This is a genomic window from Paracoccus sp. AK26, from assembly GCF_011801365.1.
GTDB classification, from domain to species: Bacteria; Pseudomonadota; Alphaproteobacteria; order Rhodobacterales; family Rhodobacteraceae; genus Paracoccus; species Paracoccus aerius.
Genome location: NZ_CP041041.1, coordinates 945582 through 969210 on the forward strand (window position 1 = coordinate 945582; position 23629 = coordinate 969210).

Sequence of the window (23629 nt, forward strand, 5' to 3'; positions counted from 1 at the left end):
ATAGATGGGGCAAAGCGCGCCGGGGGGTCAAGACCGGCACGGGCAAGAAGGGACAGATGGCACGCGGTTTCTGGACGGGTTTTCTGCATGGCGGGCTGGTCGGCGTCGCCGCCCTTGCGGCCCTGTCGCTGGCCGTGCCCCTGCCGCAGCCGGATGCCGAGGCAGGGGCGCAGCCCGCGCAGGCCACTGTTCTGCCAGTCGCCCCCGACACCCCCGCGACTGCCGAGGTCCCAGAGGCCAGCCCTGTGCCGCAGTCCGGTGAAGCAGAGGAAGCGGTTGCGGCGCCCGCGCCCGCCGGGACACCGCAAGCCGATGCGCCGGTGGCCGACCCCCCGCCCGCCGATGCCCCTGTCGCCGGTGCGGTCGATCTGCCCGTGGGGTCCGAGTTCGGGCGCGGCGGCGATCTCGCGCCCAGCCTGCCCGCGCCGCTTGCCTCGGATCGCCCGGCCGTGGCCGAGGCGCCTGCGGTCATGGCCCCCACCTCGGAACCCGCGCCGGTGGCGATCACCATGCCCGATCCGCGCCCGCAGCCAGCCGGCGACCAGGATGGCCCGGTCCAAGGGACCCCGACCGCGGGCGAGGATGCGCCGCAGCTTGACCGTCCCGCGACGCTGGCCCGCCCCGGCCTTCCCCTGCTGCCGGGTCGCGCCGCCGCGGAAGGCCCGGACGCCGCGCCGTTGATGCCGCTGGATCTGCCCGGCACCCCTTCCGCGCCGGGCCTGCCCGCGCCGGTGCTGGATCTTTCGCTGCCCCCCGACCTGTCGGATTTGCAAGGACTGTCGCGTGACTGAAGGCCTGACCCTGAACCCCGCCCTTGCGGCGACCTTTGCGCCCCCGGTGATGGAGGCGCGCCGCTGGCTGGCGGGCGTGACCTTTCCGGCGGATCGCCCGCTGATCAATGTCAGCCAGGCCGCCCCGGTCGAGCCTCCTCCCGTCGCCCTGCGCCGGGCAATGGCCGATGCGGCGATGGACCGGCCGGAAGCGCATCTTTATGGCCCGGTGCTGGGCAATCCCGACCTTCGCGCGGCGGTGGCGGCCGAGTTTTCCCGCAGCTATGGCGGAACAGTCGATCCGGGGCAGGTGGCCATCACCCAGGGCTGCAACCAGGCCTTCTGCGCAACGATCACGACGCTGGCGCGGGCCGGGGATCAGGTCATCCTGCCCACGCCCTGGTACTTCAACCACAAGATGTGGCTGGACATGCAGGGCATCGCGGCGGTGCCCTTGCCCTGCGGCGAGGGGCTGCTGCCCGATCCGGACCGTGCGGCTGCCCTGATCGGCCCCCGGACGCGGGCGATCGTGCTGGTGACGCCCAACAACCCCTCGGGCGCGGAATACCCAGCCGGCCTTGTGGGCCGCTTCTTCGACCTGGCGCAGGAACGCGGCATCGCGCTGATCCTGGACGAAACCTATCGCGATTTCGACAGCCGGGCAGGGGCGCCGCACGACCTGCTGGCGCGGCCCGACTGGGACCGCACGGTGATCCAGCTTTACAGCTTCTCCAAGGCCTATCGGCTGACCGGGCATCGGGTGGGGGTGCTGATCGCCTCGACCGCGCGGATGGCGCAGGTCGAGAAGTTCCTGGACACCGTGGCGATCTGCCCGTCCCAGCTGGGCCAGATCGGCGCGCTGTGGGGCATGGGCAATTTGCGCGACTGGCTGGCAGGCGAACGGGCCGAGGTGCTGGCCCGGCGCGACGCGACGGTGGCGGCGCTGTCGGGCCTGCCGGGCTGGCGGGTGAAAAGCGCGGGCGCCTATTTCGCCTGGGTGCAGCATCCGCTGGCCGAATCCTCGGCCAGCCTGGCGCGGCGGATGGTTGCAACCATCGGCGTGCTGGCGCTGCCCGGCACCATGTTCATGCCGCCTGACGATCCCGACGGCGCGCGCCACCTGCGCATCGCCTTTGCCAATGTCGACGCCCCACGGATCGCTCAACTGGCCGAGAGGCTGGCAGGGCTTTCGGGTTGACAGGCTTGTGGCAAGGCCGCGCGCGTCCTAAAGACAAGGCCGACACGAGAAGGGGAAGCACCGGGCCATGAAGAACCTGCGGACACATGGAAAATCGACGATCGTCTGGGTGCTGATGGGCCTGATGGTCCTGGGCTTGGGCGGCTTCGGCGTGACCAGCTTTTCGGGCGGCTCGACCTCGATCGGGTCGGTGGGCGACACGACGATCACCGCCGACGACTATGCCCGCGCGCTTCGCAACCAGATGAACGCCTATCAGCAGCAGACCGGCCAGCCGATGAGCATGGCGCAGGCCCAGGCGATGGGCCTGCCGCAGGCCGTGCAGTCGCAGCTGGTGACCGCCGCCGCGCTTGAGGAACAGGCCCGCCGCATCGGCGTGGCCGTCGGCGACGAGAAGGTGCGCCAGACCATCCTGGAGGCGCCTGCCTTCCGCGGCCCGACCGGCAGCTTCGACCGCGCCGCCTATGCCGAGGTGCTGCGCCGCGAGAACCTGTCCGAGGCCGAGTTCGAGCGCGAGGTCCGCACCGACGAAGCCCGCCTTCTGATCCAGCGGGCCGTGGCGGGTGGCGTCAGCGCCCCCGAAGCGGCTGTCGAGACCACGGCGAAGTGGATCCTTGAACGCCGCGACGTGTCCTGGCGCGAACTGACTGCCGACATGCTGCCCGCGCCAGTTGCCGAACCGGACGAGGAGACGCTGAAGGCCTGGCACAGCGCCAATGCCGACCGCTTCACCGCGCCGGAATTGCGCAAGATCACCTATGTCTGGCTGACCCCGGAAATCCTGGCCCCCGAGGTTCAACTGGACGAGGCCGCCCTGCGCGCCGCCTATGACGCCAATATCGACGAATACCAGCGGCCCGAGCGTCGCCTGGTCAGCCGCCTCGTCTTCCCCTCTGCCGAGGAGGCCGAGGCCGCGAAGGCGCAGATCGACGCCGGGACCGCGCCCTTTGAGTCCTTTGTCATCCAGCGCGGGCTTCAGCCCGAGGACGCCGAACTGGGCGAGGTCGCCCAGGCCGACCTGGGCGCGGCGGGCGAGGCCGTGTTCGGGCTTGAACAGCCGGGCGTCGTCGGCCCCCTGCAGACCGATCTTGGACCCGCGCTCTTCTCGGTCCACGCCATTCTGGATCCCGTGAACATCCCCTTCGAGGAAGCCCAGCAGGATCTTCGGGCCGAAGCCGCCTTGGACCGTGCGGCCCGCACCATCGAGGACCGCATGGCCGAATACGAGGATCTGCTGGCAGGCGGGGCCACGCTGGAACAGGTGGCCGAGGAAACCGAGTTGCAGCTTGGCACCATCGAATGGTCCGCAGGCGCCACGCCCGAGGAAGGCAGCATCGCCGGCTACCAGGCGTTCCGCGACCGCGCAGCCGAGGCCACGGAAGCCGATTTTCCGGAACTGGCCAGCCTGGATGACGGCGGCGTCTTCGCCCTGCGGCTGGACGAGATCGTGCCCCCGACGCTGCGCCCCTTCGAGGAGGTCCGCGACGAAGTCGAGGCCGATTGGCGCCGTGCCGAAACGCATCGCCAGCTTCTGGCCCTTGCCGCCGAACAGCGCCTCACCACCGAGGCCGCCGAGGGCCAGCCCGCGCCGGAATGGACCGAGGTGAAGGATATCACCCGCGACGGCTGGATCGAGAATGCCCCGGCGGACGCTGTCGCCCGCGCCTTCGCCATGGCCGAACCCGGCGAGATCGAGATCGTGGATGCCGATAACAGGGTGATCCTGCTGCGCCTTGACGCGGTTGATCAGGCCGACCTCGCAGGCGAGGATGCGCAGCGCATCACCGACGCGGTGGGCGACCGGCTGGAGCAGTCGCTGCAGTCCGACCTCTTCGACTATTACGCCCGCGCCGTGCAGCGCGAGGCGGGGATCAGCCTGGACCAGTCCGCGATCAACGCCATCAACGCGCAGGTCCAGTGATGGAACTGACACCCGACTTTGCCGCCTTCGAGGCGGCGTGGAACGCAGGGCAGAACCAGCTTGTCACCATCCGGCTGGCCGCGGACCTGGACACGCCGGTCAGCCTGATGCTGAAGCTGGCGGAAGCGGCGCCCATGTCCTTTATGCTGGAATCGGTCACGGGCGGCGAGGTGCGGGGGCGATACTCCATCGTCGGCATGAAGCCCGACCTGATCTGGGACTGCCGCAACGGCAAGGCCCGCATCAATCGCCATGCGCGCTTTTCGGACGACTTCCAGCCCGACGACCGGCCTGCGCTTGACAGCCTGCGGGCGCTGATTGCCGAAAGCCGGATCGAGACCATGCCCGATGGCGTGCCCCCGGTCGCGGCGGGCCTGTTCGGATACCTGGGCTATGACATGATCCGGCTGGTCGAACACCTGCCGGACGTGAACCCCGACCCGCTGGACCTGCCTGACGCGATGCTGATGCGACCCTCGGTCGTGGCGGTGCTGGACGGCGTGAAGGGAGAGGTGACGCTGTGCGCCCCCGCCTGGCACGACGGATCGGACAATGCCCGCGCAGCCTATGCACAGGCTGCGGAACGCGTGATGGACGCGCTGCGGTCGCTGGACCGCCAGCCGTCCGAACCGCGCGCCCTGGGTCACGACGCCCGGATCGGAGAGCCGGTTTCGAACTTCTCCAAGCCCGATTATCTGGCGGCGGTCGAAAAGGCCAAGGACTACATCCGCGCGGGCGACATCTTCCAGGTGGTCCCCAGTCAACGCTGGCGGATGGATTTCCCGCTGCCGCCGCTTGCGCTTTACCGCAGCCTGCGCCGGACCAATCCGTCGCCCTTCATGTTCTTCCTGAACCTGGGCGGCTTCCAGATCGTCGGTGCCAGCCCCGAGATCCTGGTGCGCCTGCGCGACGGAGAAGTGACGATCCGCCCCATCGCCGGCACCCGCCCCCGCGGCGCGGACGAGGCCGAGGACCGCGCGCTCGAGGCCGATCTGCTGGGCGACCAGAAGGAACTAGCCGAACACCTGATGCTGCTGGACCTGGGCCGCAACGACGTGGGCCGGGTGGCGAAGCCCGGCACGGTGAAGCCCACGGAACAGTTCGTCATCGAACGATACAGCCACGTCATGCATATCGTGTCGAACGTGGTGGGTGAGTTGCGCGAGGGCGAGGATGCGCTGTCCGCGCTGCTGGCAGGCCTGCCTGCGGGCACCGTGTCCGGCGCCCCAAAGGTCCGCGCGATGGAGATCATCGACGAACTGGAGCCGGAAAAGCGCGGCGTCTATGGCGGTGCGGTCGGATATTTCGCCGCCAATGGCGAGATGGACATGTGCATCGCGCTGCGCACGGGCGTGCTGAAGGACGGTGCGCTGTATATCCAGGCGGGGGGCGGGGTGGTCTATGACAGCGACCCGGAATCAGAGTTCACCGAAACCGTGAACAAAAGCCGCGCCCTTCAGCGCGCGGCCGAAGGTGCGGCCCGCTTCGTGCGCGGCAACTGACCCAAGATGAAACGGCCCCCGAAAGGGGGCCGATCATGTCGTGGTGCGACAGGGGGATCAGTTGGTCGCCGGGGCGGAGCCTTCGGTGGCGGCCCCATCGGCCGGCATCGTGCCATCGGCAGGCATTGCCGCGCCATCGGCGGGTGCGGCGCTTGGCGCCATCGGCTCGGTCGCGGTGGTCCCGGTCATCGCCGGGTCGGTCGTGGTGGCCGCAGCGTCCGGCGTGGTGGTCATCGTGGTGCTGTCGGTGGCCATGCCGCCGCCAGCCGCATCACCGCCGGCCGCATCGGGGGCCGCTTCCTGGTCACGGAACACATATTCCGGTGCAGCCTCGGCCTCTTCCTGGGTCAGGTCGCTGGTGATCTGCTGGGCATCATAGTTGATCGTCAGCTGGTCCCACGGAACCGCGATCTGCTTTTCGCCGATGCCCAGGAAACCGCCGACGCCGATCACGGCCGCCTTCACGGTCCCGGCGTCACCGTCGATGATCACGTCGTTGATCTCGCCGATCGAGTTGCCGTCGGGCGATGTGACGGTCGCGTCGGTGATCCAGTCGATCCGCAACTCGTTCGCGGCCTGCTCTTGCTCGACCTTGCCGCTGGCAGCGACCTCGGCTTCGGCGGCACCCTCGGCCGCCGCCTCGGCATCGGCTTCCATCGGCGCGTCGGCCGCAGGCGCGGTTTCGGTGCCCATCGTGGTCGTGGTGTCGGTCGCAGGATCGGCGGGGGCAGGCGTGGTCGCTGCGTCCTGCGCGAAAGCCTGACCCATGATCAACGGCATGACGACGGCGGTGCTCAACATCAACTTGCGCATGTCTTTCCTCCTGATATGCCGCGCATAACTTGCGATGCGCGATTGAGGAAATAATGCCCGATTGGCCCGCTGGTTCCGGCGGCAAGCCTAAAATCGGCCTTTGCGGCCCTAGTCCTCGCCGCGATAGGGCTGGACGTATTGCAGCGCCATGTCCCAGGGAAAGAAGATCCAGGTGTCCTGGCTGACCTCGGTCACATAGGTCTGGACCATCGGCTTGCCCTTGGGCTTGGCATAGACGGTGCCGAAGTGGGCCTTCGGATACATCTCGCGGATCAATTCCAGCGTCCGGCCGGAATCGACCAGGTCGTCGATCACCAGGATACCCTCTCCGTCGCCCATCAGGGCGGGGTCCGGCCTGTTCAGAACCTCGAGCTGGCCCTGGCCCGCCTCGGCGCCGACGCCCTTGTAGGACCGGATCGAGATCGAATCGATGGTACGGATGTCCAGTTCGCGCGCCACGATCATCGCGGGGACCAGCCCGCCCCGCGTCACTGCCACGACGGCGCGCCAGTCCGACCCGTCCAACCGCCAGGCAAGCGCGCGGGCGTCGCGGTGCAATTGATCCCAGCTGACGTGGAACCCTTTCTCGTGGGGCAGGCGGTCGATCATGGCAGTCCCTCTTTCAGTGGCGCAGGATCAGCGACAGGCCCAGAAGGCCGATCGCCAGGCCCGCCGCGCGGTCGATCCAGAATTTGGCGGCATAATACCTACGCCGCAGCCAAGGCAAAGCCATCAGCGACGCAAGGGCGGTATAAAATGCCAGTTCGACGGAAACTGCCGTAGCGTAAATCACCAGCTTGTCGCCCGCGGTCATCAGCACGGGAAAGATCGACAGCAGCACCGCCGAATAGAACAAGGCAGGCTTGGGATTGGACAGGTTCAGGATCATCCCGGCCAGAAAGCCCATCCCGCGGCTGCTCTCGGCCGGGTCGGGCAGGGGGTCGGGGGCGTGTTTCCAGATCTTCCAGGCGATCCAGACCAGATAGGCGCCCCCCAGGATCTTCAGCGCCACATAAGTCCAGGGCATTGCGCGGAAGATGACGGTCAGTCCCAGCAGCGCGAAGATGCACCAGATCGACGCGCCGACAGCCAGCCCCCATCCATAGGGCAGGGCGCGCCTGCGTCCCAGGGCGAAGGCGCTTTGGCTGACGGCAATGACGCCCGGTCCGGGCGACAGGATCGCCAGGGACAGGGTGCCGACGAACAAGGCAATCTGATCGGCCGTGATCGTCATGGCGGGGCAATCAGTCCTTCTTCACCGTCGCGATGTCTGGCGCGTCCACGGCCTTCATTCCCACGACGTGATAGCCCGCATCTACGTGATGCGTCTCGCCCGTGACGCCTGCGCCAAGATGGGACAGCAGATACAGGGCAGAGTTGCCGACGTCCTCGGTCGTGACGTTGCGGCGCAGGGGCGAGTTCAACTCGTTCCACTTCATGATATAGCGGAAATCGCCGATGCCGCTGGCGGCCAGGGTCTTGATCGGGCCGGCGCTGATCGCATTGACGCGGATCCGGTCCTTGCCCAGATCCTCCGCCAGATAGCGCACGCTGGCTTCAAGCGCGGCCTTCGCCACGCCCATCACGTTGTAATGGGGCATCACCCGTTCCGCGCCGTAATAGGTCAGCGTCAGCAGGCTGCCGCCGTTCGGCATCATCGCCGAAGCGTGCCGCGCCACCGCCGTGAACGAATAGACCGAGATGTCCATCGTCATCAGGAAATTGTCGCGCGTCGTGTCGGCATAGCGGCCGCGCAGCTGGTCCTTGTCTGAAAAGCCGATGGCATGGACCACGAAATCTAGATTGCCCCATTCCTGTTGAAGCGATTGAAACAGTTTCTCGATGGATGCCTCGTCGCTGACATCGCAGGGCAGGACCAGTGATGAGCCAAGCTGCGCGGCCAGCGGATCGACCCGCTTCTTCAGCGCCTCGCCCTGATACGAGAAGGCAAGTTCGGCACCTTCGTTTGCCACGGCGCGGGCGATGCCCCAGGCGATCGACTTGTCGTTCGCCAAACCCATGATGAGGCCGCGCTTGCCAGCCATCAATCCCTGCTTCTGCTCGCTTGACATGTGCTGCCTCTCGCGCTTTCAACCCTTTGTAAAAGGTGCTTAGGCCAAAGGGTTGCTAGCATCAAGCGCAAGGAAAGCACCATGGCTGATCGAGACGGATTGTTTGCGGGCGACGACCCCTTCGACATCGCGCGACGCTGGCTGTCCGAGGCGGAACGGACCGAGCCGAACGATCCCAACGCGATCGCCCTTGCCACGGTCGACGAGGACGGCCTGCCCGACGCGCGCATGGTTCTTCTCAAGGAGATCGAGGGGCAGGGCGCCGGCGGCGGCTTCGTCTTCTACACCAATTACGACAGCGCGAAGGGCCGGCAGATCGCGGCCACGGGCAAGGCGGCCTTCGTGATGCACTGGAAGTCCCTGCGCCGCCAGATCCGCGTGCGCGGCGATGTCACGCGGGTCGAGGGACCGCAGGCCGACGCCTATTACAACAGCCGCGCCCTGCAAAGCCGGATCGGGGCCTGGGCCTCGCAGCAGTCCCGCCCGCTGGAAAGCCGCGCCGCGCTGCTGGCCGAAGCTGCCCGCCAAGGCCTGCGCCACGGCACAAACCCGCCAAGGCCGCCCTTCTGGGGTGGGTTCAGAATCACCCCAAGGCAGATCGAGTTCTGGGCTGACGGCGCTTTCCGGTTGCATGACCGCTTTCGCTGGGACAAAGAGGCCTCTGGTGCGTGGATTGTACAGCGGCTGTCACCCTAGGGCTTGACGAACGGGCCTTGGTGGCTGACCATGAATGATAGGCGCGGGTTTCGCGCTTGTCTTCCGTGAACGACCGCCGCTTGCAGGCACAAATTGAACGGTTGGTTTGGTTGAATTCGGGGCAGGACAAGACGCGCTGAGCGCATGTGGTGGAAAGATGACGGATGAGAAGGGACTGAAGCTGGTATCTGGCCTGGTCAAGTGGTTTGACCCGACCAAGGGCTATGGCTTCATCCTGAACGAGGAAGGCGGCGCGGACATTTTGCTGCACGCCAACGTGCTCAGGAATTTCGGACGCAGTTCGGTCGCTGACCAGTCGCGCGTGACGGTCTGGATGCAGCCGACCCAGCGTGGCCTGCAGGCAACCGAGGTGGTGTCGATCGAACCGCCCATTTCGGACGGCTCGGCGCCCATCGCGGATCTGGACAACGGCGTGATCGAGCATCTCGAGGCGCTGCCCCTGCGTCCCGCCCGCGTGAAGTGGTTCGACAAGGCCAAGGGCTTTGGCTTCGCCAACATCTTCGGCCATCCCGACGATGTCTTCCTGCATGTCGAGGTGCTGCGCCATTCCGGCTTTGCCGACCTCTCCATCGGCGAGGCGATCGGCATCCGCGTCGTCGAAGGCCCGCGCGGCCTCATGGCGGCCCAGGTGACCAGCTGGGATCGCGGCACCGAACAGGGGGGCAGCAGCCTGGCGGCAGACCACCTTGGAGACCAGGTGCAGGACATCAAGGACTTCATGGCGCATGTGGCCGAATAAGGTCGCGCCAGCGGCCTTTTTCCTGTCCGTCCTGGCGGCGTTTCCCGGTGCCGCCGATGTCGCCTGCGCCCCCGACCGGGCGACTTTCCAGACCGATGGCGGCCCCGTCTCGTTCCAGGTCGAACTGGCTGATGACGAGGCCGAACGCGCCCAGGGACTGATGTTCCGCAAGTCCCTGCCACGGGGCGACGGGATGCTGTTCATCTATGACGAACCCCGCGCGGTCAGCTTCTGGATGCGCAACACCTTCATCCCGCTGGACCTGATCTTCATGGACGAAGCCGGGGTGATCCGCCACATCCACCGCAACGCCGTCCCTCTGGACGAGACTCCGATTCCAGGCGCGGCTGTCGGAGATCCATCACCCGAACGCCGGATGATCCTTGAGATCGCGGGGGGCGAGGCCGGCCATTTCGGGCTGGCCGTCGGTCAGGCCATGGCGCATCCCGCGCTGGATCAGGATTTGGCCGAACTGCCCTGCCGCTAGGGCTTTCCACCGGCGACGTGATCCGCTAAACGGATCGCGTCGGGGCGTAGCGCAGCCTGGTAGCGCGACGGTTTTGGGTACCGTAGGCCGGAAGTTCGAATCTTCTCGCCCCGACCACCGCCTTCATTCCGCCGCCTTCACCGCCATCGGGTTGTTCGGATGCGTGGTCCAGTTGGCATAGGTGCCGCGGCGGATGCCGGTGCGCAGGTCCATCTCGCCCACGGCCAGTTCGCGCATGTCGATGCAGTTCTCGACCGGGCAGACGTCCAGGCACAGGTTGCAGGCGACGCATTCCTCCTCGATCACCTCGAAGACGCGGCCGGGCTTCATGGCGATGGCCTGGTGGCTGGTATCTTCGCAGGCGGCATAGCAGCGGCCGCACTTGATGCACAGGTCCTGGTCGATCCGGGCCTTGGTGACATAGTTCAGGTTCAACTGGTTCCAGTCGGTGACGTTCGGCACCGCCCGCCCGATCAGATCCGACATCGCCATGTCATGGCTGTCCAGATAGTCGCGCAGGCCCGAGATCATCTCCTGCACCACCTTGAAGCCATAGGTCATGGCCGCGGTGCAGACTTGCACCGTGCCCGCGCCAAGGGCCATGAATTCGGCCGCGTCGCGCCAGGTCGTCACCCCGCCGATGCCGCTGATGGGCAAGCCGTATGTGGCGGGGTTGCGCGCGATCTCGGCCACCATGTTCAGGGCGATGGGCTTGACGGCGGGCCCGCAGTAACCGCCATGCGCGCCTTTGCCGTCGATGGTGGGTTCGGGGGCGAACAGGTCCAGATCGACACTTGTGATGCTGTTGATGGTGTTGATCAGGCTGACGGCATCGGCGCCGCCGCGCATTGCGGCCTCGGCCGGTTTGCGGACATCGGTGATGTTGGGCGTCAGCTTCACGATGCAGGGCATGCGCGAGTATTGCTTGACCCACCGCGTCACCATCTCGATGTATTCGGGCACTTGGCCCACGGCGCTGCCCATGCCGCGTTCGGACATCCCGTGCGGGCAGCCGAAGTTCAGTTCCACGCCGTCGGCGCCCGTATCCTCGATCCGGGCCAGGATGTCGCGCCAGGATTGCTCGTCGCAGGGCACCATCAGCGAAATCACCAGGGCGCGGTCGGGATAGTCGCGCTTGACCGACTTGATCTCTCGCAGGTTCACCTCCAGCGGGCGGTCGGTGATCAGTTCGATGTTGTTGATCCCCAGGACGCGGCGGTCCGGACCGTGGATCACGCCATACCGGGGACCGTTCACGTTGACGACGGGCGGGCCTTCGGCACCCAGGGTCTTCCACACCACGCCGCCCCAGCCGGCCTGGAAGGCGCGGCGGACGTTGTATTCCTTGTCTGTGGGCGGGGCAGAGGCCAGCCAGAACGGGTTGGGCGACTTGATTCCGATGAAATTGCTGCGCAGGTCGGCCATGATGGATCTCCTCAGCCGGGAATCTCGACCGGGCGTCCGGTCAGGTGGGCGTCGATGTCTTCGGCGGCGTCGCGGCCCTGGGCCACGGCGGTGACGGTCAGGTCGTCGCCGCCTGCCGCGCAGTCGCCGCCCGCCCAGACGCCGGGGATGCTGGTGCGGCCGGGGCCTGCGACGCCGATCTTGCCGCCGTCCAGTGCCAGCTCCTGCGGCACGCCGTCCAGCCGCTGGCCGATGGCGCGGAACAACTGGTCGGCCTTCAGGCGGAAGCGGTCGTCGGTCAGGTGCAGCCCGCCATCGGGATCGACCGCGGTATAGGCGAACTCGACCTCGACCACGGTGCCGTTGCCATGGACCTTGACGGGCGCGGCGTTGCAGATGATGCGGACGCCGCTGGCGGTGGCGTGGTCCTGTTCGTGGCGGCTGGCGCCCATCTGCGACTGGTCGCGGCGATAGACGATCGTGACGTTGTCCGCCCCCAGCAGACGGGCCTGCACGGCGGCGTCCACCGCCGTCATGCCGCCGCCGATCACCACCACGTCGCGGCCGATGGGCAGGGTGGTCAGGTCGGCTGCCTGGCGCAGGTCGCGGATGAAGCTGACCGCGTCCAGGACGTTGCGGCGTTCCTCGCCCTCGGCCCGCAGGGCGTTCACTCCGCCCAGGCCCATGCCCAGGAAGACCGCGTCATATTCTGCCCGCAGCATCTCCAGCGTGATTTCCTGCCCCAGACGCTGGTCGTGGCGCAGTTCGATCCCGCCTATGCCCAGGATCCAGTCCACCTCTGCCTGGGCAAAGCCGCCGACGGCCTTGTAGCTGGCGATGCCGTATTCGTTCAGCCCGCCAGGCTTGGGCCGCGCCTCGAAGATCGTGACGTCATGGCCCTTGGCGGCAAGTCTGTGCGCGCAAGCAAGGCCGGCGGGACCCGCGCCCACGACCGCGATGCGCTTGCCCGTGGGGGCTGCGCGGCGGAAGGGATGGCCTTCCTGCGCCATCAGCCCGTCGGTCGCGTATCGCTGCAACGCGCCGATCTCGACCGGGTCGCCCTCGGCATCCATGCGCACGCAGGCGCCTTCGCACAGGTTTTCCGTAGGGCAGACCCGGGCGCACATGCCGCCCAGGATATTGGCGTGAAAGATCGTCATCGCCGCCGCGTCGGGCGTGCCCGTCGCGATCTGGCGGATGAACAGCGGGATGTCGATGCTGGTCGGGCAGGCGGTGATGCAGGGCGCATCGTGGCAGAAATAGCAGCGGTCGGCCGCGACGCGCGCCTCGTGCCGGGTCAGGGGCGGCGCGACATCGGCGAAGTTGGCCGCCAGTTCATGCGGGGTGAGGCGACCGGGAACAACTCCGGCCACCAGCCTGGCTTGGGACATTTGCGTCTCCTGGCTCTCTCCTGTTGGTAAGAATCAGGCTGGCACAGGTCCGTTTTTTTATCAAATGGTAAAAGTTGGGACGCAGGCCTTTGCGGAACTTTCAGGCAGGCAGGTCCAGGATCGCGGCAAGACCGCCCAGGGCAGACCGTTCCAGCCGCAATTCGCCCCCATGCAGGGCGGCAAGATCGGCGACGATGGCAAGCCCCAGCCCCGACCCCGAGGCTCCGTGTTCGTCCAGGCGCCCGCCCCGGATCAGCGCGCGGGGGGCGTCGGTTTCGGCCATGCCCGGGCCGTCATCCTCGATGCGGATGATCAGGCGGTCGGTCTGGGTCACGCGGATCGCCAGCCTGCTGTGGCCCCATTTGACGGCATTGTCGGACAGGTTGCCGATCATCTCTTCAAGATCCTGCCGCTCGCCCGCGAAGCCTGCGTCGGGTGGGCAGTCGATGCCGGCCTCCATGCCCTTGTCCCTCAAGGGCCATCGCAGCACCATCAGTATGTCGTCGATGACCGGGCGCACCAGCGTCCGCTGGCCCAGCACGCGGGGTCCGGCGGATCGTGCGCGGCGCAGGTGCCAGCCGATCAGCCGGTCCATGCGGGTGATCAGGGTCTGGCCGTGATGGTGGGGGGGCAATTCATTCGCCAGCGCCGCCAGGGGCGTCTTCAGCGAATGGGCAAGGTTGCCAAGATGCTGGCGGGATCGGGCCAGAAGATCGGCGTTCTGGTCAAGGGCTGCGTTGATCTCGGCCGTCAGCGGGCGCAGTTCGCTGACATCGGGCCGGGCAAGGCGGTCCCTGGTTCCCGCCCGCACCCGGGCCAGATCGCGGCGCAGCCGGTCGAGGCTGCCAAGGCCCGCCGTCACCTGCACCACGCTGGCCCCCGCAAGCACGATCCCCAGCACCGCCAGGGCAAGGCCCAGCGGGCGGCTGATCTGGCGCAGGCTGTCGTCGATCTGGCCGCGCGGTGCGGTGACGGTGACCGCAATCCGCGAATTGCTGTCGGGCAGGGTGGCCTGACGGCGCAACACGCGCAGGGCCGCACCGTCCGCGCCAACCCCGCGCCCGCCCGTGATATTGCCGACCGGCCCCTGCAGCGACCCGTCCAGCAGCGATGCCGACCGGGCGATCACGCTGTCATCCGCCTCGACCTGCCAATACCATCCGCTGAAGGGCAGGCCGAAACGAGGATCCGTCGGGGCGTCGTCCAGTTCGATCCGGCCGCCATCATCGGTCTCGACCGAGGCGATCAGCCCGTCCGCGATCGCCGCCGCCTCGGCATCGAAGCGGTCCGTCACGAAATCTTCCAGCAGAGACGAGATGAACAGAAAGGCCGCCAGCAGGGCAGCGCCCAGCCAGACTGCCGCCAGCAGCAGCAGCCGCCCGCGAATCGAGCCGGTCATCCCGCTGCCCGCAGCAGGTAACCCTCGCCCCGGCGGGTCTCGATCACGCCCTCTCCGACCTTCCGGCGCAGCCGGCCGATCACCACCTCGATTGACTTGAAGTCGCGGTCGGTGTCGGTGTCATAGAGGTGGTCCGACAGTTCCGTGCGGCTGACGATCCGGTTCTGGTGATGGATCAGATATGCCAGAATGCGCTGCTCGAACGCGGTCAGCTTCAGCGCCAGGCCGTCGCGGGTGATGACGCCAAGCTGGCTGTCCAGGGACAGGACGCCTGCGCGGATCACGGGGCGCGCATGGCCGGCGGCGCGGCGGATGAGGGTCTGGCAGCGCAACACCACCTCGTCCAGGCGGAAGGGCTTGACGGCATAGTCGTCGGCACCCGCGCGGAAGCCCGCCACCTTGTCGGTCCAGTCGCCGCGCGCGGTCAGGATCAGGACGGGCGTCGTCACCCCCGTATCGCGCCAGCGGGTCAGAACCTCGATCCCCGCCATGCCCGGCAGGCCCAGGTCAAGGATCACCACGTCATAGGATTCCGTCGAACCCAGGAACTCGCCCTGCCTGCCATCCGCCGCGCAGTCGCTGACAAAGCCTGCATCCTGCATGGCGGCGGCCAGTTGAGCGGACAGGACGGGATCATCCTCGACGATCAGGGCGCGCATGGTGTCCTTCCTACTGCTGCGCCGCCTGGCGGGCGGCAAGCTGGCCCCGGCCGGACACCGACAGGAACCGTCCCGTGCGCGCGTCTATGCGGATGTCCAGAAGGTTCTGCTGCGGGGTCATCAGCCGGAACTGATAAACCAGCTCGGCCCCCAGATCCCGTTCGTGCGGATGGGGCGCGCGGGTGTCGGCCGCCAGCAGCCGCCCGGCATAGCGGTCCGACACGGCCGCCGCGACCTCGTGCAAGGGCAGGGGGCGGAATTGCTCGATCATCTCGGGCGCGACGTCCTGGGCCTGCGCGGGGGCGCAGGTCAGGCAGGCAAGGGCAAGGGCGCGAAGCAGGATCATGGCAGCAGCATAGCGGGCGAAAGCCAAATGGAAACCAAACGGACCATTGGCCATTCATTCGGTGTGGTTTCGATAGAACGTGATTCGTCGGGGCGGGTTGCCGCCCGGGAAATAGAAAGGAACGATTATGGCCATTTGCAGATTTTCAACTTCGGCCGCCGTGCTGGCGCTTGTTGCGGGCATCGGCACAGGCGCGCTGGCCCAGACCGCCGCGCCGGCCGAACTGCCCGCGCCGATCGCGGGGCTGAACCTGAACAACCTCGAGATCGAGACAAAGCGCGACGGAATGCGCGAGATCGAGGGCCGCACCGCAGATGGCGTCGACATCGAGGCGAAGGTGGACATGGCCGGCAACCTGGTCGAGGTCGAGGCCGATGACGGCGTCCTGCCGCAAGGTTTGATCGACGCCCTGGTGCCCGCGGCCGTGAAAGGAAACCAGGTCATGTCGCTGTTCGGATCGATCACCGAAGTCAAGCAGCGCCCCGAGCATCTGGAGGTCAAGGGCCGCCAGCCCACCGGCGCCGAGATCGAGGTCAAGTTCGACCGCCAGAACGCCCTGATCGGCGTCGAGGTCGATGACGCCGCCGTGCCCGCCGACCTTGTCAACGCGCTGCTGCCCCAGGCCGTGCGTAACAACGAGGTGATCGGCCAGTTCGACCGCATCGACGAGATCGAGAACCGCAATGGCCGCGTCAAGGTCGAGGGCGAGGATGCCAATGGCCGTGACATGCGTGCCGAGTTTGACGCCGATGGACGCGTTCTGCGCTTCGGCAGCGAGGACGGCCCGCGTGGCGACCGCCGTGGCCCGCCTCATCGCGACCACGGTCACAGGGACCATGCCGGACGCGCCGACGGTCCGGCCGAGCGACCGATGGGTGGCCCGCAGGCCCAGGGCCCAGCGGGCGACGCGCGCGGGCCGGCGCCCGTCCCGGCCGATTTCGACGCGGTCGCGCTTAATCAGCGCCTGACGCAGGCCGGCTACGGCAATTTCGGCTTCTTGCGCGCCGACGGACCCCGCCTGATGCTGGAAGCCACCAATCCGCAGGGCGAGGCGGTGACGCTTGAGTTCGACCCCCAGGGAGAGGTGGTTCGCGAGACCGCCCGGTAACTGCACGGCAACGGGCCGGGAAGGGGCGGGCGACCGCCCCTTTTCCCTCAGGCGATATAGCGGTCCCTGCGGTGGTTGAGCGCGATGGTCAGGTTCAGGATCACCGCGCCGAGGAAGCTCCACCCCACGGTTGCGGGATCGCGCAGGGCCAGGGCGACCGCGAACAGCACCGCGTCAAAGGCCAGTTGCACCCAGCCCGCACGGAAACCGGTTGCGTCCTGGACATAAAGGCCGACGATCCCGATGCCGCCCAGCGATGCGCCGTGACGGAACAGCGCGATCATCCCGGCCCCCGTCAGGCAGCCGGCGAGGACTGCACCCACGGCGGGATGGATCTGGCCGAAATGCAGATGGGCCGGCAGGACCACCGCCAGCGCCGAGACGATGGCCACGGCCATGAAGCTTTTGGCGACAAAGGTCGGGCCGAAGCGCTTCCATCCCAGCCAGTAGAAGGGCAGGTTCACGGCAAAGAACACCGGTCCGAAGGACCAGCCGGTGGCATAGGATATAAGGATCGCCAGCCCCGCCGTCTGCCCCGTGACAAAGCCCAGATGCGTCAGCAGCACCACGCTGACGGCCGCCATGAAGCTGCCGAAGGCGATGCCTTGCGTGTCGTCGAGGGTGCTGTGTCTGGCGGTCGGCGTGCTCATCCGTGGTGCTATCGCCTGCGGGACGCTGTGCCGCAAGGGGTGACGAAGAAGGGGGGCTGTCTGCCCCCCATCCCGTTCCGGGGTTCCTCCAAAGGATATTTCGGCACAGAAGATGGATCAGTCGAAGGCGCGGTCTGTGATGATGTGGTTGAACGCACCTTCCGGCGCCTTCGAGATCACCGGATCGGAACCCCCGGCCATCAGCGTGTCCACGGTGCGCTGATAATCGGCCTCGTCCAGGGTGCCGTCGGTGCCTGCGGTCAGCTTGCCGATCTCGGTGACCATGCGGACCTGATGGTCCAGGGTCTGGGCGCCGGTCTCGTCGTTGTCCAGCACGATCTGGGCAGCTTCCTCGGGATGTTCCTCGGCGTATTTCCAGCCCTTCATGCTGGCGCGGACGAATTTCACCAGGTCAGTGACCTTGGCGTCGTCCTGCAATGTGCTTTCCAGGACATAGAGGCCGTCTTCCAGCGTGGCGACGCCCTGGTCCTCGTATTTGAAGGTCACCAGATCCTCGGGCGCGATGCCGGCATCCAGGACCTGCCCGTATTCGTTATAGGTCATGGTGCTGATGCAGGCGGCCTGCTTTTGCAGCAGCGGATCGACGTTGAAGCCCTGCTTCAGGACCGTCACGCCGTCCGGTCCGCCTTCTGTCGACAGGCCAAGCTGGCTCATCCAGGACAGGAAGGGATATTCGTTGCCGGAGAACCAGACGCCCAGGGTCTTGCCCTTGAAGTCGGTTTTGGGATCGGTGATGCCGCTTTCCTTGAGGCAGGTCAGCATCATCCCGGACGCCTTAAAGGGCTGCGCGATATTGACCAGCGGCAGGCCCTTTTCGCGGGCGGCAAGGGCTGCGGGCATCCATTCGACGATCACATCCGCGCCGCCGCCTGCCAGCACCTGGGTCGGCGCGATATCCGGGCCGCCGGGCAGGATGGTGACGTCCAGGCCCTCCTCTTCATAGAAGCCCTTGTCCTTGGCGACGTAATAGCCCGCGAACTGCGCCTGGGTGACCCATTTCAATTGCAGGGTCAGTTCCTGCGCGCCCGCGCCGCCCGCCGCCAGGGCAAGTCCGGCGCCCAGCATCAATGTCTTCATCTTCCCTCTCCTGTGTTGGGGTCTTCAACCCCGTTGAGGACGCTGCGACGGGTGCCAGAACGTCACCTTCTTTTCGATCAGCGCCACGATGCCATAGAACAGCGATCCCGCGATGGCCGCCACAAGGATTTCCGCCCAGACCAGCGGCAGATCCAGCCGCCCCACTGCGGTCGAGATGCGAAAGCCCATGCCCTTGGTCGGGCTGCCGAAGAACTCGGCCACGATGGCGCCGATCAGCGCCAGGGTGGTGGTGATCTTCAGCCCGTTGAACAGGAAGGGCATGGCGGCGGGCAGGCGCAGCTTCCACAGGCTGGCCCCGTAGGGCGCGGCCCAGGTCGCCATCAGGTCGCGCTGCATCGGTTCGGTCGCCGCAAGGCCCGCCACCATGTTCACCAGGATCGGGAAGAACACCATCACCACGACCACGGCGGCCTTCGACTGCCAGTCGAAGCCGAACCACATCACCAGGATCGGCGCGATGCCGACGATGGGCAGGGCTGCGACGAAATTGCCGATGGGCAGCAGCCCGCGTTGCAGGAAGGGGCTGCGGTCGATGGCGATGGCGGTCAGAACGGCAGCAAGGGCGCCGATCAGCCAGCCGGTCAACGCGCCCTTGACGATGGTCTGCACGAAATCGGTCCAGAGGATCGCGGCATTGGCGGAGAAGCTGGCGCCGATCTGGCTGGGCGCGGGCAGGATCACGGGCGGGACGGCATAGATGCGGACCGCCATTTCCCACAGGATCAGGATCGTGGCGCCGAAGATCAGCGCCACCGCCAGCCGGGTCGCGCGGGTGTCGAAGCGCGACAGCCAGGTGTTGAGGCCGATCGCCCCGATCCAGACCGCGATGACGGGCAGCGCGCTCATCGTGCAAGCCCCATGCGCCGCAGGGTCAGCCGTTCCAGCGCGCCGATCAGCATGACCAGCACGGCGGCCAGGATCGCGGCGGCGAACAGCGCAGCCCAGATCTGCACCGTCTGCCCGTAATAGCTGCCCGACAGCAGCCGCGCCCCCAGGCCCGAGGTCGCGCCGGCAGGAAGCTCTCCGACAATCGTGCCGACCAGGGCTGCGGCAATGGCGACCTTGAGGCTGGCGAACAGGTAGGGCAGCGAGCTGGGCAGCCGCAGGCGCCAAAACTGCTGGGCGCGCGATGCGTTCCAACTGTGCATCAGGTCAAGCTGCATCGCGTCGGGCGTGCGCAGACCCTTGACCATGCCGACCAGCACCGGAAAGAAGGACAGCCAGGCTGCGATCATCGCCTTGGGCAGAAGCCCGGTCACGCCCATGCTGGCAAAGACCACGATCACCATGGGCGCGATGGCCAGGATCGGCACCGTCTGGCTGGCGACGGCCCAGGGCATCACCGACTGGTCCATCGCGCGGTTGTGGACGATGCCTACCGCCAGCAGGACCCCCGCCGCCGTGCCGATGGCAAAGCCCGCCAGCGTCGCCGACAGCGTGACCCAGCCATGCCAGACCAGGCTGCGCTTCGAGGTGATCTTCTGGCCTGCGATGCCTTCCCACAAACCTGCCGCTACCTGATGTGGCGCAGGCAGGACCGGACGTTCCAGGGTCAGCGTCTGGCGGATCAGGTCGCCTGTCGTCAGCACCGTGTCGGCCCGCGCCGCCTGATCGCGAACCCAAGTGGCGTTCATCCAGATGGCGGCCAGATACCAGATCGCGATGATTGCCAGCAGCACCGTCAGGATGGGCAAGGCGCGCCCAAGCCCGCGGCCCAGGACAGTGGACCCCGGCGAGGCTGTGGCCTCAGTCATAGCTGTGCCCTTCGCGCAGGCCATCGCGCACCTGTTGCGCCAGGGCGATGAATTCCGGCGTGTCGCGGATCTCCAGCGGGCGGTCGCGGGGCAGGGGGCTGTCGATGATGCGCGTGATCCGCCCCGGACGCGGCGACATGACGACGATTTTGGTGGAGAGATACACCGCCTCGGGGATCGAGTGGGTGACGAAACCGATGGTCTTGCCGGTCTTCTTCCACAGATCCAGCAGCGCCTCGTTCAGGCGGTCGCGCACGATCTCGTCAAGGGCGCCGAAGGGCTCGTCCATCAGCAGGATGTCGGCGTCGAAGGCCAGGGCGCGGGCGATGCTGGCGCGCTGCTGCATCCCGCCCGACAATTGCCAGGGGTACTTGCCGCCGAAGCCCGCCAGGTCCACCAGGTCCAGCACGCGGGCGATCCGTTGTTGTCGGTCGGCGCGGGGAAAGCCCATGATCTCCAGCGGCAGGCTGATGTTTCCGGCGATGGTCCGCCAGGGATAAAGCCCCGGCGCCTGGAAGACATAGCCATAGGCCCGCTGCCGCCGCGCCTGATCCGGCGTCATGCCCGCGACTTCCAGCGTCCCGGCCGTCGGTGTCTCCAACGCGGCGATGGCCCGCAGGAAGGTGGTCTTGCCGCAGCCGGACGGCCCGATGAAGCTGACGAAATCGCCCTGGTTGATGACAAGGGATACGTCCTTCAGCGCATGGACCGGGCCGTCGGCGGTGGGAAAGGTGAGGGAGACGTCGCGGGCCTGAATTGCGGTCAACTCACACCCCGCTCGCCGGAATGCCCGACCGTTCCACCGGGCGTGGCGCGGTCAGTTCCTTCCAGGCCGACAGCGCGCGGTTCACCGTGCCGCGCGGCTCTCGGGGCACGAACTCGCCATGGCCTTCGCGGCTGGTCAGCCTGCCGCCGTCCACCGCCACATGCCCGCGCGTCAGGACATAACGCGGCAGGCCCTTCACGCGCTGCCCCTCGAAGACGTTATAGTCGATGGCCGATTGCTGGCTGTCCGCCGCGATGGTCTTCTCGGCCTCGGGGTCCCAGACTACCAGATCGGCGTCGCTGCCGACCAGGACCGCGCCCTTGCGAGGATACATTCCCAGGATCTTGGCGATGTTGGTCGAGGTGACGGCCACGAACTCGTTCGGCGTCAGGCGGCCCGTGCCGACCCCGTGGGTCCACAGCATCGGCATCCGATCCTCAAGCCCCCCTGTGCCGTTCGGGATCTTGGTGAAGTCGCCGATGCCGGTCCGCTTCTGTGCCGTGGTGAAGGCGCAATGATCCGTCGCCACGACCGACAGAGACCCCGATTGCAGCCCCGCCCACAGGCTGTCCTGGTGCAGCTTGTTGCGGAAGGGCGGCGACATGACGCGGCGGGCCGCATGATCCCAGTCCGCGTTGAAATATTCGCCTTCGTCCAGCGTCAGGTGCTGGATCAGCGGCTCGCCCCAGACGCGCTTGCCCTGGGCGCGGGCGCGGCGGATTGCCTCGTGGCTGTCCTCGCAGGACACGTGGACCACATACAGCGGCACGCCCGCCATGTCGGCCACCATGATGGCGCGGTTGGTGGCCTCGCCTTCGACCTGCGGGGGGCGGGAATAGGCGTGGGCCTCGGGGCCGGTGTTGCCCTCGGCCAGCAGGCGGGCCGAAAGCTCGGCCACCACGTCGCCGTTCTCGGCATGAACCATCGCAATGCCGCCCAGATCGCCGACCCGGCGGAAACTGGCGAACAACTCGTCGTCGTTCACCATCAGCGCACCCTTGTAGGCCATGAAATGCTTGAAGCTGGTGATGCCGCGATCCACCACGGCCTGCATCTCGTCAAACACCTGCTGGTCCCACCAGGTCACCGCCATGTGGAAGCTGTAATCGCAATGCGCGCGGCCCGACTTGTTGTCCCACATCTGCAACGCGTCCAGCAGCCCCTGGCCGGGCGAGGGCAGGGCGAAATCCACCACCATCGTTGTCCCGCCCGCCAACGCCGCCCGCGTGCCGCTGTCGAAGTCATCGGCGGAATAGGTGCCCATGAAGGGCATCTCGAGATGCGTATGCGGGTCGATCCCGCCCGGCATCACATAGCAGCCGGTGGCGTCCAATACCCTGTCGCCGGTCAGGCCCTGGCCGATGGCCGCGATCCGGCCCCCCTCTACCAGCACATCGGCCTTGTAGCTGAGATCAGCCGTGACGACCGTTCCCCCGCGAATAACCGTGCTCATCGACTGGCTCCTTCTTCTTCACGAAAATATCCTGCGGGGGTCCGGGGGGCAAAGCCCCCGGCTTCGTCTGCGTCAGCGGACAACCTCTGCCGCATCCAGCACCGCGTGCAGCAGCACATCCGCCCCGGCGCTTGCCCATTCCGGGGTGATCTCCTCGGCCTCGTTATGGGACAGCCCGTCCACGCAGGGGCACATGATCATCACCGTGGGCGCCACCTTCGCGATCCAGCACGCGTCGTGGCCCGCGCCCGAGACGATGTTCATGTGGCTGTAGCCCAGCCGTTCGGCGGCATCCCGGACCTTGCCGACAAGGGCCGGATCGAAGGTCACCGGGTCGAAGTGGCCGACCGGCTCGATCTCGATCCCCAGACCCAGTTGGGCGGCGATCTGCGGTGCCTCCTCTTCCAGCCGGGCGCGCATCGCGTTCAGCTTGTCGAGGTCGGGCGAGCGGAAATCGACGGTGAAGACCGCGCGGCCGGGAATCACGTTGCGGCTGTTCGGCCAGACATTGGCCTGGCCCACCGCGCCCACGGCATCGGGCTGGTGGTCCATCGCGATGCGATGCACGGCCTCGATGATGCGCGCCATGCCAAGGCCCGCGTTCACTCGCATTGACATCGGCGTCGATCCGGTATGGGCATCCTTGCCGGTCAGCGTGACTTGCAGCCACCACAGGCCCTGGCCATGCGTCACCACGCCGATCTGCTTGCCCTCGGCCTCCAGGATCGGGCCCTGTTCGATATGGTATTCGAACATCGCATGGATGCGGCGTTCCCCCGGAACCTCGTCCCCCCGCCAGCCGATGCGGTCCAGTTCGTCGCCGAAGCGCTTGCCCTCGGCGTCGGTGCGGCTGTTGGCATAATCCTCGGTCAACACACCCGCAAAGACGCCGGACGCCAGCATGGCGGGGGCAAAGCGGGCACCTTCCTCGTTCGTCCAGTTGGTCACGACGATGGGGCGGCGCGTCACGATGCCCATGTCGCGGATGGACCGGATCACCTCCAGCCCCGCCAGCACGCCCAGCACGCCGTCGAACCTGCCGCCCGTCGGCTGGGTGTCCAGATGGCTGCCGATATAGACCGGATCAAGCTCCGGCTCGGCCCCTTCGTGGCGCATGAACATGTTGCCCATGCGGTCGAGGCCCATGGTCATGCCCGCATCCTCGCACCACCGGCGGAACAGGGCGCGGCCCTCGGCGTCGGCATCCGTCAGGGTCTGGCGGTTGTTGCCGCCGGCGATGCCCGGCCCGACAAGGGCCATTTGCATCAGGCTGTCCCACAGCCTTTCGCCGTCGATCTTCATGTTGGCAGCCGGAACCAGCCCGCTGGCGTCGGTCATCTGTCGTCCTTCCTGTCGGGCCG

Annotated in this window: 24 protein-coding genes and 1 tRNA gene; 9 read left to right on the plus strand and 16 right to left on the minus strand. The window is 67.2% G+C overall.

Going from position 1 to position 23629, the window contains the following annotated elements; genetic code table 11:
* Positions 1 to 56: 56 nt before the first annotated feature.
* The 4 genes from FIU66_RS04600 (at position 57) to trpE (ending at position 5391) form a co-directional block, all read left to right on the plus strand.
* On the plus strand, positions 57 to 791 hold the full coding sequence (locus tag FIU66_RS04600) for a hypothetical protein (protein ID WP_167621609.1): 735 nt from the start codon (positions 57 to 59) through the stop codon (positions 789 to 791).
* On the plus strand, positions 784 to 1968 hold the full coding sequence (locus FIU66_RS04605; protein WP_255432342.1) for an aminotransferase: 1185 nt from the start codon (positions 784 to 786) through the stop codon (positions 1966 to 1968). The genes FIU66_RS04600 and FIU66_RS04605 overlap by 8 nt, the downstream gene beginning before the upstream one ends.
* Before the next feature lie 67 nt (positions 1969 to 2035).
* Positions 2036 to 3889 (plus strand): peptidylprolyl isomerase, encoded by a 1854-nt coding sequence (locus FIU66_RS04610; RefSeq protein ID WP_240544740.1) that lies wholly within the window; start codon positions 2036 to 2038, stop codon positions 3887 to 3889.
* On the plus strand, positions 3889 to 5391 hold the full coding sequence (gene trpE / locus FIU66_RS04615) for an anthranilate synthase component I (protein ID WP_167621610.1): 1503 nt from the start codon (positions 3889 to 3891) through the stop codon (positions 5389 to 5391). Before FIU66_RS04610 ends, trpE begins: the two co-directional genes overlap by 1 nt.
* A gap of 57 nt (positions 5392 to 5448) precedes the next feature.
* Here trpE and FIU66_RS04620 read toward each other — a convergent pair whose 3' ends face one another.
* The 4 genes from FIU66_RS04620 to fabI form a co-directional block, all read right to left on the minus strand.
* Positions 5449 to 6204, minus strand: a complete 756-nt coding sequence (locus FIU66_RS04620) for a PRC-barrel domain-containing protein (protein WP_167621611.1) — start codon at positions 6202 to 6204, stop codon at positions 5449 to 5451.
* 108 nt (positions 6205 to 6312) lie between these two features.
* On the minus strand, positions 6313 to 6813 hold the full coding sequence (gene gpt, locus FIU66_RS04625; protein WP_167621612.1) for a xanthine phosphoribosyltransferase: 501 nt from the start codon (positions 6811 to 6813) through the stop codon (positions 6313 to 6315).
* 13 nt (positions 6814 to 6826) lie between these two features.
* The gene (locus FIU66_RS04630; protein WP_240544741.1) at positions 6827 to 7438 is read right to left on the minus strand and encodes a LysE family translocator; all 612 of its coding nucleotides are present in this window, start codon (positions 7436 to 7438) and stop codon (positions 6827 to 6829) included.
* 10 nt (positions 7439 to 7448) lie between these two features.
* Entirely contained in the window at positions 7449 to 8276 is an 828-nt protein-coding gene (gene fabI, locus FIU66_RS04635) for an enoyl-ACP reductase FabI (RefSeq protein ID WP_167621613.1), read from the minus strand.
* Positions 8277 to 8336: 60 nt separating this feature from the next.
* On the opposite strand from fabI, the gene pdxH reads away from it, so the two are divergent.
* The 4 genes from pdxH (at position 8337) to FIU66_RS04655 (ending at position 10336) form a co-directional block, all read left to right on the plus strand.
* Complete coding sequence (gene pdxH, locus FIU66_RS04640; RefSeq protein ID WP_255432379.1) at positions 8337 to 8972, plus strand: pyridoxamine 5'-phosphate oxidase; 636 nt, start codon at positions 8337 to 8339, stop codon at positions 8970 to 8972.
* Between the two features lie 157 nt (positions 8973 to 9129).
* Positions 9130 to 9732: a cold-shock protein gene (locus tag FIU66_RS04645; RefSeq protein ID WP_167621615.1), complete on the plus strand. Its 603-nt coding sequence runs from the start codon at positions 9130 to 9132 to the stop codon at positions 9730 to 9732.
* Positions 9719 to 10219 carry a DUF192 domain-containing protein gene (locus FIU66_RS04650; protein WP_167621616.1) on the plus strand — a complete coding sequence of 167 codons (501 nt, stop codon included), beginning with the start codon at positions 9719 to 9721 and terminating at the stop codon, positions 10217 to 10219. The genes FIU66_RS04645 and FIU66_RS04650 overlap by 14 nt, the downstream gene beginning before the upstream one ends.
* Before the next feature lie 40 nt (positions 10220 to 10259).
* A tRNA-Pro gene (locus tag FIU66_RS04655) sits at positions 10260 to 10336 on the plus strand.
* 6 nt (positions 10337 to 10342) lie between these two features.
* Here FIU66_RS04655 and preA read toward each other — a convergent pair.
* The 5 genes from preA to FIU66_RS04680 all read right to left on the minus strand — a co-directional run bounded on the left by preA (position 10343) and on the right by FIU66_RS04680 (position 15418).
* Positions 10343 to 11644: an NAD-dependent dihydropyrimidine dehydrogenase subunit PreA gene (preA, locus tag FIU66_RS04660; RefSeq protein WP_167621617.1), complete on the minus strand. Its 1302-nt coding sequence runs from the start codon at positions 11642 to 11644 to the stop codon at positions 10343 to 10345.
* Positions 11645 to 11655: 11 nt separating this feature from the next.
* Positions 11656 to 13014 (minus strand): NAD(P)-dependent oxidoreductase, encoded by a 1359-nt coding sequence (locus FIU66_RS04665; protein ID WP_167621618.1) that lies wholly within the window; start codon positions 13012 to 13014, stop codon positions 11656 to 11658.
* A 100-nt stretch (positions 13015 to 13114) separates the two neighbouring features.
* On the minus strand, positions 13115 to 14413 hold the full coding sequence (locus FIU66_RS04670; RefSeq protein WP_167621619.1) for a HAMP domain-containing sensor histidine kinase: 1299 nt from the start codon (positions 14411 to 14413) through the stop codon (positions 13115 to 13117).
* The gene (locus FIU66_RS04675) at positions 14410 to 15072 is read right to left on the minus strand and encodes a response regulator transcription factor (RefSeq protein WP_167621620.1); all 663 of its coding nucleotides are present in this window, start codon (positions 15070 to 15072) and stop codon (positions 14410 to 14412) included. Before FIU66_RS04675 ends, FIU66_RS04670 begins: the two co-directional genes overlap by 4 nt.
* A 10-nt stretch (positions 15073 to 15082) precedes the next feature.
* Positions 15083 to 15418: a PepSY domain-containing protein gene (locus FIU66_RS04680; RefSeq protein ID WP_167621621.1), complete on the minus strand. Its 336-nt coding sequence runs from the start codon at positions 15416 to 15418 to the stop codon at positions 15083 to 15085.
* A gap of 127 nt (positions 15419 to 15545) precedes the next feature.
* Between FIU66_RS04680 and FIU66_RS04685 the strand changes: the two genes are divergently transcribed.
* Entirely contained in the window at positions 15546 to 16526 is a 981-nt protein-coding gene (locus tag FIU66_RS04685) for a hypothetical protein (RefSeq protein ID WP_167621622.1), read from the plus strand.
* Between the two features lie 47 nt (positions 16527 to 16573).
* On the opposite strand, the gene FIU66_RS04690 is transcribed toward FIU66_RS04685, so the two are convergent.
* The 7 genes from FIU66_RS04690 to FIU66_RS04720 all read right to left on the minus strand — a co-directional run bounded on the left by FIU66_RS04690 (position 16574) and on the right by FIU66_RS04720 (position 23606).
* The gene (locus FIU66_RS04690; RefSeq protein ID WP_167621623.1) at positions 16574 to 17176 is read right to left on the minus strand and encodes a YitT family protein; all 603 of its coding nucleotides are present in this window, start codon (positions 17174 to 17176) and stop codon (positions 16574 to 16576) included.
* A 117-nt stretch (positions 17177 to 17293) separates the two neighbouring features.
* The gene (locus FIU66_RS04695; protein ID WP_167621624.1) at positions 17294 to 18274 is read right to left on the minus strand and encodes an ABC transporter substrate-binding protein; all 981 of its coding nucleotides are present in this window, start codon (positions 18272 to 18274) and stop codon (positions 17294 to 17296) included.
* 24 nt (positions 18275 to 18298) lie between these two features.
* Positions 18299 to 19141 (minus strand): ABC transporter permease, encoded by an 843-nt coding sequence (locus FIU66_RS04700; protein ID WP_167621625.1) that lies wholly within the window; start codon positions 19139 to 19141, stop codon positions 18299 to 18301.
* Positions 19138 to 20049 carry an ABC transporter permease gene (locus FIU66_RS04705; protein WP_167621626.1) on the minus strand — a complete coding sequence of 304 codons (912 nt, stop codon included), beginning with the start codon at positions 20047 to 20049 and terminating at the stop codon, positions 19138 to 19140. The genes FIU66_RS04700 and FIU66_RS04705 overlap by 4 nt, the downstream gene beginning before the upstream one ends.
* Positions 20042 to 20815: an ABC transporter ATP-binding protein gene (locus FIU66_RS04710; RefSeq protein WP_167621627.1), complete on the minus strand. Its 774-nt coding sequence runs from the start codon at positions 20813 to 20815 to the stop codon at positions 20042 to 20044. Before FIU66_RS04710 ends, FIU66_RS04705 begins: the two co-directional genes overlap by 8 nt.
* A 1-nt stretch (position 20816) precedes the next feature.
* Entirely contained in the window at positions 20817 to 22268 is a 1452-nt protein-coding gene (gene hydA / locus FIU66_RS04715; protein ID WP_167621628.1) for a dihydropyrimidinase, read from the minus strand.
* A gap of 72 nt (positions 22269 to 22340) precedes the next feature.
* On the minus strand, positions 22341 to 23606 hold the full coding sequence (locus FIU66_RS04720) for a Zn-dependent hydrolase (protein ID WP_167621629.1): 1266 nt from the start codon (positions 23604 to 23606) through the stop codon (positions 22341 to 22343).
* Between the last annotated feature and the right edge of the window lie 23 nt (positions 23607 to 23629).

Excerpts from the sequence above, each read along its gene's own strand:
- FIU66_RS04645 (WP_167621615.1), top strand. The coding sequence starts at position 9,130 with ATGACGGATGAGAAGGGACTGAAGCTGGTATCTGGCCTGGTCAAGTGG.
- hydA (WP_167621628.1), bottom strand. The coding sequence starts at position 22,268 with ATGAGCACGGTTATTCGCGGGGGAACGGTCGTCACGGCTGATCTCAGC.
- FIU66_RS04650 (WP_167621616.1), top strand. The coding sequence starts at position 9,719 with ATGTGGCCGAATAAGGTCGCGCCAGCGGCCTTTTTCCTGTCCGTCCTG.
- FIU66_RS04670 (WP_167621619.1), bottom strand. The coding sequence starts at position 14,413 with ATGACCGGCTCGATTCGCGGGCGGCTGCTGCTGCTGGCGGCAGTCTGG.
- FIU66_RS04690 (WP_167621623.1), bottom strand. The coding sequence starts at position 17,176 with ATGAGCACGCCGACCGCCAGACACAGCACCCTCGACGACACGCAAGGC.
- FIU66_RS04705 (WP_167621626.1), bottom strand. The coding sequence starts at position 20,049 with ATGACTGAGGCCACAGCCTCGCCGGGGTCCACTGTCCTGGGCCGCGGG.
- FIU66_RS04600 (WP_167621609.1), top strand. The coding sequence starts at position 57 with ATGGCACGCGGTTTCTGGACGGGTTTTCTGCATGGCGGGCTGGTCGGC.
- FIU66_RS04685 (WP_167621622.1), top strand. The coding sequence starts at position 15,546 with ATGGCCATTTGCAGATTTTCAACTTCGGCCGCCGTGCTGGCGCTTGTT.
- FIU66_RS04700 (WP_167621625.1), bottom strand. The coding sequence starts at position 19,141 with ATGAGCGCGCTGCCCGTCATCGCGGTCTGGATCGGGGCGATCGGCCTC.
- FIU66_RS04675 (WP_167621620.1), bottom strand. The coding sequence starts at position 15,072 with ATGCGCGCCCTGATCGTCGAGGATGATCCCGTCCTGTCCGCTCAACTG.
- gpt (WP_167621612.1), bottom strand. The coding sequence starts at position 6,813 with ATGATCGACCGCCTGCCCCACGAGAAAGGGTTCCACGTCAGCTGGGAT.
- FIU66_RS04665 (WP_167621618.1), bottom strand. The coding sequence starts at position 13,014 with ATGTCCCAAGCCAGGCTGGTGGCCGGAGTTGTTCCCGGTCGCCTCACC.
- FIU66_RS04610 (WP_240544740.1), top strand. The coding sequence starts at position 2,036 with ATGAAGAACCTGCGGACACATGGAAAATCGACGATCGTCTGGGTGCTG.
- FIU66_RS04695 (WP_167621624.1), bottom strand. The coding sequence starts at position 18,274 with ATGAAGACATTGATGCTGGGCGCCGGACTTGCCCTGGCGGCGGGCGGC.
- FIU66_RS04620 (WP_167621611.1), bottom strand. The coding sequence starts at position 6,204 with ATGCGCAAGTTGATGTTGAGCACCGCCGTCGTCATGCCGTTGATCATG.
- FIU66_RS04720 (WP_167621629.1), bottom strand. The coding sequence starts at position 23,606 with ATGACCGACGCCAGCGGGCTGGTTCCGGCTGCCAACATGAAGATCGAC.
- trpE (WP_167621610.1), top strand. The coding sequence starts at position 3,889 with ATGGAACTGACACCCGACTTTGCCGCCTTCGAGGCGGCGTGGAACGCA.
- preA (WP_167621617.1), bottom strand. The coding sequence starts at position 11,644 with ATGGCCGACCTGCGCAGCAATTTCATCGGAATCAAGTCGCCCAACCCG.
- FIU66_RS04630 (WP_240544741.1), bottom strand. The coding sequence starts at position 7,438 with ATGACGATCACGGCCGATCAGATTGCCTTGTTCGTCGGCACCCTGTCC.
- fabI (WP_167621613.1), bottom strand. The coding sequence starts at position 8,276 with ATGTCAAGCGAGCAGAAGCAGGGATTGATGGCTGGCAAGCGCGGCCTC.
- FIU66_RS04680 (WP_167621621.1), bottom strand. The coding sequence starts at position 15,418 with ATGATCCTGCTTCGCGCCCTTGCCCTTGCCTGCCTGACCTGCGCCCCC.